The sequence below is a fragment of the Pedobacter sp. W3I1 genome (assembly GCF_030816015.1).
Classification (GTDB): domain Bacteria; phylum Bacteroidota; class Bacteroidia; order Sphingobacteriales; family Sphingobacteriaceae; genus Pedobacter.
In genome coordinates this window covers 3049022-3060422 of the sequence record NZ_JAUSXN010000001.1, presented here as the reverse complement: position 1 = coordinate 3060422, position 11401 = coordinate 3049022, and the positions used below count along the sequence as shown (strand labels likewise).

General features: G+C 37.2%; 15 protein-coding genes. 11 read left to right on the top strand and 4 right to left on the bottom strand.

The window, feature by feature from the left end; translation table 11 throughout:
• Positions 1 to 86 precede the first annotated feature (86 nt).
• The 3 genes from rpsO to QF042_RS12715 all read right to left on the bottom strand — a co-directional run bounded on the left by rpsO (position 87) and on the right by QF042_RS12715 (position 1324).
• Positions 87 to 371, bottom strand: a complete 285-nt coding sequence (rpsO, locus tag QF042_RS12725) for a 30S ribosomal protein S15 (RefSeq protein WP_029275143.1) — start codon at positions 369 to 371, stop codon at positions 87 to 89.
• Between the two features lie 290 nt (positions 372 to 661).
• On the bottom strand, positions 662 to 1114 hold the full coding sequence (locus QF042_RS12720) for a hypothetical protein (RefSeq protein WP_307528887.1): 453 nt from the start codon (positions 1112 to 1114) through the stop codon (positions 662 to 664).
• 6 nt (positions 1115 to 1120) lie between these two features.
• Positions 1121 to 1324: a hypothetical protein gene (locus tag QF042_RS12715; protein WP_307528885.1), complete on the bottom strand. Its 204-nt coding sequence runs from the start codon at positions 1322 to 1324 to the stop codon at positions 1121 to 1123.
• A 103-nt stretch (positions 1325 to 1427) separates the two neighbouring features.
• Between QF042_RS12715 and QF042_RS12710 the strand changes: the two genes are divergently transcribed.
• From QF042_RS12710 to QF042_RS12685, 6 genes are all read left to right on the top strand, one after another.
• Positions 1428 to 1847 (top strand): thioesterase family protein, encoded by a 420-nt coding sequence (locus tag QF042_RS12710; protein ID WP_307528883.1) that lies wholly within the window; start codon positions 1428 to 1430, stop codon positions 1845 to 1847.
• Between the two features lie 337 nt (positions 1848 to 2184).
• A complete protein-coding gene (locus QF042_RS12705; RefSeq protein WP_307528881.1) occupies positions 2185 to 3609 on the top strand; it encodes an MATE family efflux transporter in 1425 nt (474 codons plus the stop codon).
• Between the two features lie 298 nt (positions 3610 to 3907).
• Positions 3908 to 5695, top strand: a complete 1788-nt coding sequence (gene lepA / locus QF042_RS12700) for a translation elongation factor 4 (protein WP_307528879.1) — start codon at positions 3908 to 3910, stop codon at positions 5693 to 5695.
• Positions 5696 to 5779: 84 nt separating this feature from the next.
• Positions 5780 to 6700, top strand: coding sequence for a bifunctional 5,10-methylenetetrahydrofolate dehydrogenase/5,10-methenyltetrahydrofolate cyclohydrolase (locus QF042_RS12695; RefSeq protein WP_307528876.1), 921 nt, complete (start codon positions 5780 to 5782; stop codon positions 6698 to 6700).
• A 125-nt stretch (positions 6701 to 6825) separates the two neighbouring features.
• Positions 6826 to 7086 carry a DUF6364 family protein gene (locus QF042_RS12690; protein ID WP_307528874.1) on the top strand — a complete coding sequence of 87 codons (261 nt, stop codon included), beginning with the start codon at positions 6826 to 6828 and terminating at the stop codon, positions 7084 to 7086.
• Positions 7087 to 7089: 3 nt separating this feature from the next.
• A complete protein-coding gene (locus QF042_RS12685; protein WP_307528872.1) occupies positions 7090 to 7509 on the top strand; it encodes a PIN domain-containing protein in 420 nt (139 codons plus the stop codon).
• 85 nt (positions 7510 to 7594) lie between these two features.
• On the opposite strand, the gene QF042_RS12680 is transcribed toward QF042_RS12685, so the two are convergent.
• Entirely contained in the window at positions 7595 to 7930 is a 336-nt protein-coding gene (locus QF042_RS12680; protein ID WP_307528871.1) for a Rieske 2Fe-2S domain-containing protein, read from the bottom strand.
• Positions 7931 to 8037: 107 nt separating this feature from the next.
• Between QF042_RS12680 and QF042_RS12675 the strand changes: the two genes are divergently transcribed.
• Genes QF042_RS12675 through QF042_RS12660 form a run of 5 tightly spaced genes read left to right on the top strand, consistent with a single transcriptional unit; the run spans position 8038 to position 11332 of the window.
• The gene (locus tag QF042_RS12675; RefSeq protein ID WP_086546275.1) at positions 8038 to 8661 is read left to right on the top strand and encodes a 7-carboxy-7-deazaguanine synthase QueE; all 624 of its coding nucleotides are present in this window, start codon (positions 8038 to 8040) and stop codon (positions 8659 to 8661) included.
• A 38-nt stretch (positions 8662 to 8699) separates the two neighbouring features.
• Positions 8700 to 10448 (top strand): OmpA family protein, encoded by a 1749-nt coding sequence (locus QF042_RS12670; protein ID WP_307528867.1) that lies wholly within the window; start codon positions 8700 to 8702, stop codon positions 10446 to 10448.
• Positions 10426 to 10587, top strand: coding sequence for an OmpA family protein (locus tag QF042_RS26340; protein ID WP_373459101.1), 162 nt, complete (start codon positions 10426 to 10428; stop codon positions 10585 to 10587). Before QF042_RS12670 ends, QF042_RS26340 begins: the two co-directional genes overlap by 23 nt.
• Before the next feature lie 12 nt (positions 10588 to 10599).
• Positions 10600 to 10893 (top strand): hypothetical protein, encoded by a 294-nt coding sequence (locus QF042_RS12665; RefSeq protein ID WP_307528865.1) that lies wholly within the window; start codon positions 10600 to 10602, stop codon positions 10891 to 10893.
• Positions 10894 to 10915: 22 nt separating this feature from the next.
• Positions 10916 to 11332: a DUF6526 family protein gene (locus QF042_RS12660; RefSeq protein ID WP_307528864.1), complete on the top strand. Its 417-nt coding sequence runs from the start codon at positions 10916 to 10918 to the stop codon at positions 11330 to 11332.
• The last annotated feature ends 69 nt before the right edge of the window (positions 11333 to 11401 follow it).

The window sequence follows — 11401 nt, the reverse complement described above, 5'->3', positions numbered from 1 at the left end:
GCCTATCTATAATAAAACCCGTTAAAAATTAACAGGGAATTAAAAAGCCATTCCCTAAAGAATGGCTTTTAATGATAAACTTGCGCTTATTTTTGTTTGATGATATCACGAAGCGATAAAGCTTTGATGATAGCACGATAGCGCTCAATATCTTTTTTGTATAGGTAAGCCAAAATACCGCGGCGTTTACCTACCAATTTTTGAAGTGACAACTGAGTAGAGAAATCTTTACGATTTTTCTTTAAGTGTTCTGTTAAGTGCGCAATACGGTATGTAAATAACGCTACTTGACCTTCTGCAGAACCCGTGTTGGTTTCTACTTTGCCGTGCTCTTTAAAGATTACAGCTTTTTTCTCTGGACTTAAATACATTCTTGAATAATATTAAAGCAATAAAAATTAATTAATTGTGGCGCAAAGATAAGTCTATTTTTATTTATAAGCAAGTGTTATTAAATGATAGTTAAAAGTCCCCTTTAGGGGATTTAGGGGTAAAGCAATGTTCAGTTTCAGTCGGTTGCTGCACTCCCGCCCTCGCTGCAATCTTTTTGTAAATGTCAGTCTGAGCCTGTGGAAGACCTGCATCAAAAAGGATTTCCGCTAAGTCGGGTTTAGAGAACTTGGGTTGGTGCAAGAAACTTAATTTTTCTTATTGATCCGTTCTAATTCCAAAACATCCAATTGATCTTAGGTCTGTTTGTTGCCCGCTTATTTTCTAAAAGGTGGTTATAATGAAGAAATCTGGCTTTAATTCCATTTATTTCATCAACTGTAGCCATTTCAAAGTACTCATTAAACTTCTCTTTATTCAGTCCAGGAATATCAGTCATTAGATCGGCATACATGCCATCATCCATTAAAACCTCACAATAACCCGCTATAATGGGAACATCTAATAGCATGTCATATTTACCATATCCCATCTTATCTAAGGCATTAATAAGGTTTTGCCTGTTCTCTTTTGTGTCTTTTAAGTAGATGTCTAAATCGCCAGTGGTACGGTTATAACCATATCGGTTAACGGCAAAGCCGCCAACAATAAGGTAGTGCACCTGAAATTGCTCGAATGTTTCCAGCAGCAAAAGCATTTCAGGGTTTTCCTTATCAAAAGACATATTAACTTATATGTTTGGCTTACGGATAATAATACCTTTCCCTTGTGGTGATTTTAAAGGTTGGCCACCATTCATGGTAACCGAGATATAATTAAGCTGCAGAACGCCAAAGAAGCGCTGCTCGGGGGTACGGCTCAAATAAACACTGTCACGCTCTTCAACAAGTGCTTCGCGTGGAGTATTAATATCATATAATTTGAGTTTTCCCATTTCATATCAAAAATACGAAAAAAAGATGAGATATATTTACATCAAGACGTCTTTACGTCATATATCAAAAGCTATTTATACTTTTGCAAAAAAATATTTATCCTTGGAAAAAAATCAATATAGCATTTTCGAAAGCGAATTACGTGTCCGTCCTGATGACATCGATATGTTTAACCATGTACATAACAGTAAATACCTGGATTATGTACTGGCAGCCCGCTACGAGCAAATGGATAAATTTTACGGTATGCCCTGGGAACATTTTACCAAACAAGGCTTGGGTTGGGTTGTAAGCCATGTAGATATTAATTTCAAACGTCCGCTGTTGATGAACGATTTAATGTTGATCAGAACAGGTATCTTAACCATTAACGATAAAGGTTGCGCTGTTCAGTTCGAAATTATCAACCAAAAAACGGGTAAAGTAGCATCAGATGGCATTTTTGATTACGTATTAATTGATCTGAATACAGGTCGTGGAACTAAGGTTTCAGAAGAAATGATTAAAGCCTACAGTATTTAAATATTGATTACACAGATTTAAGGGATTGCATGGATTAAAAAACCATGCGTCCTGTGTTTCGGTGGCAAAAAAACTAATAAATCCAACTGAATGGTCTGTGAGACACAGACAATGGATCAGTGGAAAAAATCAATCACCTTCTTGAAAATTAGTCATAAAAATTTGACAATTCAAAATTTTATTTATATTTGCATCATCAAAAAGACCAGAGCCATGATAGTATCTGCAATCCGTTTGAGGTTCTAAACAACCGAGGATTCCCTCCCATTTCAATTTTTTAGATATGTACGCTTAAAGGCGTATCATTGGTTTATACATTACACTTTACTTTTATTATATGTCACAGTCCACAAAGACGCAGGGCAAACTTTCGTCTTTTTTTGATATCCTCGTTCAATCTTTAAAAGGTCATGAGGTTGATTTAACTTCAATTAGTATTAAACGCGCAATCATTTTATTGGCAATTCCAATGATGCTAGAAATGGCTATGGAGTCGGTTTTTGCTTTGGTTGATTTATATTTTGTTGGCCACCTGGAAAATAGTAGCCATGCCATACAAACCGTTGGTTTAACGGAATCTGTGTTAACCATCATCTACTCATTAGCCATTGGGTTGAGTATGGCTGCAACCGCGGTGGTTGCACGGAGAATTGGCGAGAAAAATCCAGAAGCGGCATCAAAAGCCGGAATGCAAACCATAGTGATCGCTGTTTTCATCAACATTATAATCAGTATCCTGGGGTTAATTTATGCCAGAGACATTCTATTGCTCATGGGTGCTTCAACCGAAACTGCTGAGCAAGGTGTTCCATTCGTTCGCATTATGATGGGTGGTAGTATTATTATTGTACTTTTATTCTTAATTAACGGGATTTTTCGGGGTGCTGGTAACGCTGCAATCGCCATGCGGAGTTTATGGATCGCCAATATTGCGAACATCATCCTCTGCCCTATTTTTATCAATGGTTTAGGCCCTATACCTGCATTTGGGTTAACGGGCGCTGCAATTGCTACTACAATTGGTCGTGGTTTGGGTGTTACTTATCAGATTTATAATCTGTTTAGCGGTAAAAATATATTAAAAATCCGCATTAGTCATTTCTTGCCTGATTTTGCCCAGATTAAAGCTATCGTTAAGATTGCAGCTCCAGCTATTTTTCAATTTGTAATTGCAAGCTGTAGCTGGGTGTTTTTAGCAGAACTGGTTGCCACTACAGGTGGTGATACGGGATCGGCGGGTTACCAAACTGCATTACGACTGATGATGTTTTTCATGTTACCCGCCTGGGGCTTAAGTAATGCGGCAGCTACATTGGTTGGCCAGAATTTGGGAGCGGGCCATATAGATCGCGCTGAAAAATCGGTATTTCAGACCTTAAAATATATTATTATTTTCATGGCTGTAGTAAGTATGCTGTTCTTAACTTGTGGCCATTTATTCGCGGCATTTTTTACTTCAGATGAAAAAGTAATTGCCGTTGCAAGTAAAGCTTTAAAAATTTTAAGCGTTGGTTTTGTGATTTATGGAGCTGCAATGGTATTCAGTAGTGCATTTAACGGTGCTGGTGATACCTGGACACCCACAAAAATTAATATTTTTGCCTTTTGGTTGTTTCAGATTCCACTAGCTTATTTTTTAGCTAAGTTTTTAGAAATGGGACCAACAGGTGTTTTTATTGCCATTCCAACGGCTGAAGCGGGAATTGCAGTAGCAGCCTATATCTTGTTTAAAAAGGGTAAGTGGAAAAAAATTAAGGTTTAATTTTCACCCCGCCTGTCCTGTCGGGCAGGCGGGGTTAGGCACGGATAAGCACAGATAAATTAATTGAATAGCATTATCTGTGGTTATTTTAAGCATCAGGTTATAAAACCCTTCAAAAGAATTACCACAAAAATGGTTAATAAACCTGATTGGAACGTACACGGAATGCAATGGAGTAAAGTGGAAAGCAGGACTGCAGTAACCGAAAAACCATTGCACCTGCTTTTCAAATTAATGTGTTTGGCATCGATATTTTCTAGATTAAAAATTACCTTAAAAAGCATATCTTTGCGCAAAGATGAAGCATATACGTAATTTTTGCATTATTGCACATATTGACCATGGCAAGAGCACCCTGGCTGATAGGTTATTAGAATATACCGAGACAATTTCTAAGCGTGAAGCGCAGGCACAATTGCTCGACAACATGGATTTAGAGCGTGAGAGAGGCATAACGATTAAAAGTCATGCCATACAAATGAACTATAAAGTTGGTGATATTGAATACAATTTTAACCTGATTGATACACCTGGACACGTAGATTTCTCGTACGAGGTTTCTCGTTCTATTGCTGCCTGCGAAGGCGCTTTGCTTATTGTTGATGCTTCGCAAGGGATTCAGGCCCAGACTATTTCCAATTTATATTTGGCTTTAGAGCACGACCTTGAAATTATCCCGATTTTAAATAAAATGGATTTACCTGGGGCTATGCCTGAGGAAGTTAAAGATCAGATTATTGATTTAATTGGCTGTAAACGCGAAGAGATTATTCCAGCATCGGGTAAAACCGGAATGGGAATTCCTGATATTATCCAGGCGATTGTTGATCGTGTGCCAGCTCCTGTTGGCGACCCGGAAGCACCGCTGCAAGCATTGATTTTCGATTCTGTTTTTAATTCATTCAGAGGGATTATTGCTTATTATAAAGTGGTAAACGGCGAAATTAAAAAAGGCGATAAAGTGAAGTTTATCAATACTGGCAAAGAATATCTGGCTGATGAGGTTGGTATTCTAAAACTGGATATGTCGCCACGTAATGTGGTTAAAACTGGCGATGTGGGTTACATTATTTCTGGTATTAAAGAAGCCAGAGAGGTAAAAGTTGGAGATACGATTACCACTGTGGCCAGGCCGTCGTTAGATTCGATTCAAGGTTTCGAAGAGGTTAAACCAATGGTTTTTGCTGGGATTTACCCTGTAGATACTGATGAGTTTGAAGAATTACGTGAGGCGATGCACAAGTTGCAACTGAACGATGCTTCTATCGTTTTCGAGCCAGAAAGTTCTGCAGCACTTGGTTTTGGTTTCCGTTGCGGTTTCTTAGGAATGTTGCACATGGAGATTATCCAGGAGCGTTTAGAGCGCGAATTCGATATGACGGTAATTACAACGGTTCCCAACGTATCATACATTGCGCACACCACAAAAGGTGATGAGTTTATTGTAAATAATCCATCTGATTTGCCAGATCCAAGTAAACTGGACTCGGTTGAAGAACCTTACATTAAAGCAAATATTATTACTAAAGCTGACTTTGTTGGTCCAATAATGTCGCTTTGTATCCAGAAACGAGGAGCGATTACTAATCAATCATATCTAACATCAGACAGGGTTGAATTGGTTTTCGAAATGCCAATGGCCGAAATTGTATTCGACTTTTATGACAGGTTAAAAACACTTTCTAAAGGATACGCGTCGTTTGATTATCACCAAATTGGTTACCGTAAATCTGATTTAGTGCGATTAGATTTATTGTTAAACGATGAGCCTGTTGATGCGTTATCTTCATTAATCCATAGAAGCAACGCTTACGATTTTGGAAAGAAAATTTGCGAGAAATTAAGGGAATTGATTCCTCGTCAACAATTCGAAATTAAAATACAAGCATCAATTGGTGCTAAGGTTATTGCCCGCGAAACACTGAGTGCTTTACGTAAAGATGTAACAGCTAAATGTTATGGTGGTGATATTTCCCGTAAACGTAAGTTATTGGAAAAACAGAAAAAAGGTAAAAAACGTATGCGTCAGGTGGGTAATGTAGAAATTCCGCAAACGGCGTTTATGGCAGTTTTGAAATTAGATTAACCCCCTAGCCCCCTTAAGGGGGAATTATTGGCGAGTTTTATTAAGGTAAATCTTAAATTATAAAATTATAACGGAGCAAGTTATATGAGCAATGCAAATTCAAAGTCCCCTTCAGGGGATTTAGGGGTATTATTAGACGGTAAATACGTATCAGAAAAGGTTAAAGTTCAAATTGCAGAAGAAGCTGCTGAATTTTTAAATAAAAGTGGTCGCAAGCCACACCTGGTTGCCATTTTAGTGGGTAACGATGGCGGAAGCGAAACCTATGTGGCTAGTAAGATGAAAAACTGCGAAAAAGTTGGTTTTAAATCATCATTACATAGATATGATAACTCGGTAACTGAAGCTGAGTTATTGGCGAAAATTGAAGAAATTAATCAGGATGATGATGTGGACGGATTAATTGTTCAGTTACCCTTGCCTAAACATATTGATCCGGAGAAAGTAACTGAAAAGATCGATCATCGTAAAGATGTAGATGGTTTCCACCCAGTAAATTTGGGCCGGATGATGCGTAACCTACCTTGCTTTATTCCGGCAACACCTTATGGTATTTTATTGATGTTGCAAGAATATAATATCGACACTACAGGAATGCACTGTGTTGTTGTTGGTCGTAGTAACATTGTGGGTAGCCCAATGAGTATTTTGATGGCCCGTAACACAAACCCAGGCAACTGTACTGTAACGCTTACACACTCACGCACCAAAGATCTAAAAGAGCAGGTTCTCCAGGCTGATATTGTGATTGCAGCTATTGGTAAAAAGAATTTTATTACTGCCGATATGGTAAAACCTGGCGCTATTATTATTGACGTAGGTATTAACCGTGAAACTTCTGCTGAAACCAAATCGGGCTTTAAGTTGTATGGTGATGTAGATTTCGAGAACGTGGCACCTAAGGCTTCCTATATTACGCCTGTTCCAGGTGGTGTGGGTTTAATGACCATTGTAGGTTTATTGAAAAATACATTGGCATCAGCCAGAAAAGAGATTTATTCTTAAGCCTAAAGGTGAAAGCTTAAAGACTAAAGAAGGAAAAGCGGTTCAAGAAGATTGAATCGCTTTTTTTACGTGTAATATTTTTAAATGATACGTATAATTTTTATATTTGGTTATATATTAGAGATATGGATACTAAATTAACTTTAAGCTTTAATCAGGATGTTGTAGCAAAAGCAAAAAAGTATGCTGCCGATAACAACATTAGCTTATCCCGTTTAATAGAGCATTTATTAACCCAGGTAACGGCTAAAGAGTACAAATCTTTAGAAGACTTTCCCATTTCTGATTGGGTGAGCATGGTTGCTGAGGGCGAAGTAGAGTATAAAAAAACGCAAAAACCAACACGTAAGGGTTCAAAAAACGAGTATTTTTCTTCTAAAAAGTAATTGATGAAGATATTTTTAGATGCCAATGTCCTCGTTTCTGTTTTGAATAAGGAATATCCGTTATTTACCTATTCGTCGAGGATTTTGAGTTTGGCATCGCATCCGAAATTTGAAATATATACTTCTCCACTTTGTTTGTCCATTGCTTTCTACTTTGCCGGAAAGAAACATAAATCTCAATTAGCCAAGCAGAAAATCGATTTGCTTTGCCAACATATTAAGATTGCTGAAAATTCATCACAAAGCGTTTTGGACACCTTGTCAAATAAATTGATCCACGATTTTGAAGATGGTTTAGAATATTACGCTGCCAAATCTGTTAATTGTAAATGTATTATCACAGAAGATATTGAAGATTTTTATTTCTCAGAAGTTGAAGTTTTAAACTGTCAAGAATTCTTTAGAAGATATTTGTTAAATTGATTTTATAATAGACTCGTCACCCTGAATTTATTTCAGGGTCTTAATTAAATAGATGCTGAAATAAATTCAGCATGACGGGAATATATCATCCCCAAAGTTTACTCCACCAACTTTCTTCGAAACCAATATACAAGCCATCTTCACGTAATTCGGTTGGGTAGATGTTGATGTAATCACCCTGCCCTTCTGCGCCCCTTCCTGTAGCTAAACTGTACTCATATCGATGGATTGGGCAAACAACGTGTCCGTTTTTACACCAGCCACCACTAAAATGACCCCCGGCATGCGGGCAATGGGATTGGGTTGCAGTAATTTTGTCTTCATTGTTAATCAAACAAATTTGTTTTCCTGCAACTTCAATCGTTTTAATTGTATCAGGGCGAGGAATTTGATTACTATTTAGTGCCTTAAACCACTTCATTCTGCTAAAATACAGCAAATAAATATCACTCTTATTTCATCTTTCTATTAAATTTCAAAAGAGGAACAGCATCACCATATTTTTTTAGGATATTTGCATCCTCAAAAATGAAACAAGAAATACCAGAAGACGGCACATTACTTCCTTTAATGGAAGAATTTTATACTATACAGGGCGAAGGGTTTAATACTGGTAAAGCAGCTTATTTCATCCGTTTAGGGGGCTGCGATGTAGGTTGCCATTGGTGCGATGTTAAAGAAAGCTGGGACGCAGAAATGCATCCACTTACCCCGTCAGATGTGATTGTCGAAAATGCTGATAAATTTCCAGGTAAAGCTGTTGTAATTACCGGTGGCGAGCCCTTGATTTATAACCTGGATTATTTAACCAATAAATTAAAAGAAAGAGGTATTCTTACCTTTATCGAAACATCTGGTGCCTACCCACTTTCTGGAAATTGGGATTGGATCTGTTTATCTCCAAAGAAGTTTAAAGCGCCAAGACCAGATATTACACCATTCGCACACGAATTAAAGGTGATCGTTTTTAATAAAAGTGATTTTAAATGGGCTGAAGAATATGCCGCAATGGTATCCCCTACCTGTAAACTATATCTTCAGCCAGAATGGTCTAAATCAAAAGAAATTACACCATTAATTATTGAGTATGTAATGGCTAACCCTAAATGGGAGATTTCTTTGCAAACACACAAATTTTTAAATATTCCTTAAATTAGTTTACATTAGCTTTGATAACCAAATGTTAGTGTATGAGGTTTTTCCTATTCTTATTTTTTATTCTATGCAATTTTTGTGTCTTTGCTCAGGGTTCGGGCAATAAAAAAGCGCAAACCTTTTTCGAAAAAGCAAACCCATTAATTCAGAAGCAAGATTATACCTCGGCAGAACGGGCTTTAAAAAGTGCTGTTGAGGCTGATCCATTATTTCAAAATGCCTATATAGTGCTTGCTGGAGTTTACAAAACACAAAAGAAATATCAGGATGCCAGAATGGCTTACGAAAAGGCGATATTAATTAATAAAGTGGTGGCTCCGGAAGTAACTTATGGCTTGGCAGAAACAGAATTTGCTACGCAGGATTATTTAAAAGCAAAACAGCATTTTAATGATTTTTTGATACTGGATTCTTCATCTGATAGAGCAAGAAGAGCAAAAAAACACCTTTTAGACTGCGATTTTGCTGCCATCACAATAAAGAAACCTGTAAAATATAACCCAACAAATTTAGGGGAAGGTGTAAATACAACCGATGCGGAGTACTTTCCTGCGATAACTGCCGATGGCGAAACCTTGGTTTTTACCCGTTTGCTGAATGGCAATGAAGATTTCTGGACCTCTCAGTTTAAAAATAATTCATGGAGTCTTGCCACACCATTATCAAGCAAAATAAACACTGCCAAATATAATGAAGGTGCACAAAGCATTTCACCTGATGGTAAATATTTATTTTTTACGGGGTGCAACCGCCCTGATGGTTTAGGTAGATGTGATATTTATGTTTCTCACCGTGAAGGAAAAGATTGGGGCGAGCCTTATAATGTTGGTCAGCCCGTTAATTCTGAATTCTGGGAATCGCAACCTGCAATAAGCCCCGATGGACGGACATTATATTTTATCAGTAACAGACCTGGCGGATCGGGTGGTTACGATATATGGAAAAGTACCATTACCGATGATGCCAAATGGGGACCAGCCATTAATCTTGGGCCGGATATCAATACCGCTTTCGATGAGAATACCCCTTTTCTGCATGTAGACGGTAAAACTTTGTATTTTTCTTCTGATGGTTGGCCAGGTTTCGGCAATAAAGATATTTATTATAGCAGGCAGGAAAGTGATGGCAAATGGCAAAAGCCCATCAATATGGGTTATCCAATCAATTCTTTTGAAGATGAAAGTGGTTTAGTGGTAAGTGCCGATGGAAATTCAGGGCTGTTTTCATCAAATTTAAAGGGTGGTTATGGTATGCAGGACATTTACAGTTTTGGAATCCCTGAAGTAGCCAAACCGCTAAAGGTTTCTTATGTGAAGGGAATTGTAAGAGACCGGGATACTAAAAAAACGATCGAAACCAATGTTCAGGTGGTAGATTTGAAAACCAATAAAACTGTTTTTGATGATTATACTGATCCTGAGACCGGCCAATTTTTAGCTGTAATGCCTGTTGGGAGTAATTATTTATTTAATGTAAATGCTGAAGGATACATGTTTTACTCTGAAAACTTCGAGCTTAAGGAGGGGGATATTAATAAACCTTACCAGATTGAAGTTTACATTGAAAAAATAAAGCAAGGTGGAAATGTAACTTTAAGAAACATTTTCTTTGATACCAATAAGTTTAATCTTTTACCCGCATCTATCCGTGAACTGGATCTGCTTATCGACTTCTTGCATCAAAATGAAAACGTTCAGATTGAAATTCAGGGGCATACCGATAATGTTGGCGATGATAAATTAAATGAAAAGCTGTCTTTAAATCGAGCCCAATGCAGTTTATGAATACCTGGTCAAAAATAGTATCAACGCTAAAAAGCTTACTTTTAAAGGCTTTGGAGCGAGTAAACCTATTGCTGATAATAAATCTGAATCAGGTAGAAAAAACAATAGAAGAACCTCATTTGTAATTACTAAAATATAGTACATTTTATTTATGGAAAAAGAGATTGAAATTGAAGATTACGATATAGAAATTATAATGTTGGAACAATATAAGCACCTCAATATTATACTAGAAAATTCATATTGCACAGCATGCAAAAAGATGGCCACTATCACAAACTATAAGCCTTATTTAAATAAATTGAATGATATTATCTTGAAAGGCTTTTGTCTTAAATGTGGAGGGCAAGTAAATCGGTATATCGAAACCGGAGAAAATATTCAAAGCGCAGCGGTTGCTGAACATATTAAAAATGTGCTTAAAATTTCAAAGAATAAAAGGTAATAATTATATATAAAAAAATAAAATGTCTCAGCATTACGGAAACCATAAAAGATTTTACCCGCCTTTCCATTTCTTCACCATACCATTGGCGGTTTTAGGCTTGTGCTTTGCAATATATTGTTGTATTGCCATACCCACTATAATTACGGGCTTGCTGGTGCTTGCATTTTTCCTGATTGCGATTATAGCAGTAATGGCAAGGATGTTTGCGCTTAAAGCACAGGACAGGGCCGCCAGGGCCGAAGAAAAGTTACGTTATTATATCCTTGCGGGTAAAGCACTCCCTGATGAACTTAGGTTGGGTCAGATTTTGGCTTTACGTTTTGCTAGTGATGAAGAATTCTTAGCCTTAGTTGATAGCGCTGTGATTGATAAATTATCTCCTGGCGAGATTAAAAAAGCCATAAAAAATTGGCGTGGAGATTATAATAGGATATAAAAAATATCGTCCTGCTGGATTTGTTTCAGCACCTTCTGTGTGATAGAGACCATGAAATTAATTCAGGGT

Coding starts and splice junctions, on each gene's coding strand:
- QF042_RS12665 (WP_307528865.1), top strand. CDS start 10,600: ATGGAAAAAGAGATTGAAATTGAAGATTACGATATAGAAATTATAATG.
- QF042_RS12675 (WP_086546275.1), top strand. CDS start 8,038: ATGAAACAAGAAATACCAGAAGACGGCACATTACTTCCTTTAATGGAA.
- QF042_RS12670 (WP_307528867.1), top strand. CDS start 8,700: ATGAGGTTTTTCCTATTCTTATTTTTTATTCTATGCAATTTTTGTGTC.
- QF042_RS12690 (WP_307528874.1), top strand. CDS start 6,826: ATGGATACTAAATTAACTTTAAGCTTTAATCAGGATGTTGTAGCAAAA.
- QF042_RS12685 (WP_307528872.1), top strand. CDS start 7,090: ATGAAGATATTTTTAGATGCCAATGTCCTCGTTTCTGTTTTGAATAAG.
- QF042_RS12720 (WP_307528887.1), bottom strand. CDS start 1,114: ATGTCTTTTGATAAGGAAAACCCTGAAATGCTTTTGCTGCTGGAAACA.
- QF042_RS12705 (WP_307528881.1), top strand. CDS start 2,185: ATGTCACAGTCCACAAAGACGCAGGGCAAACTTTCGTCTTTTTTTGAT.
- QF042_RS12715 (WP_307528885.1), bottom strand. CDS start 1,324: ATGGGAAAACTCAAATTATATGATATTAATACTCCACGCGAAGCACTT.
- rpsO (WP_029275143.1), bottom strand. CDS start 371: ATGTATTTAAGTCCAGAGAAAAAAGCTGTAATCTTTAAAGAGCACGGC.
- lepA (WP_307528879.1), top strand. CDS start 3,908: ATGAAGCATATACGTAATTTTTGCATTATTGCACATATTGACCATGGC.
- QF042_RS12680 (WP_307528871.1), bottom strand. CDS start 7,930: ATGAAGTGGTTTAAGGCACTAAATAGTAATCAAATTCCTCGCCCTGAT.
- QF042_RS12660 (WP_307528864.1), top strand. CDS start 10,916: ATGTCTCAGCATTACGGAAACCATAAAAGATTTTACCCGCCTTTCCAT.
- QF042_RS12695 (WP_307528876.1), top strand. CDS start 5,780: ATGAGCAATGCAAATTCAAAGTCCCCTTCAGGGGATTTAGGGGTATTA.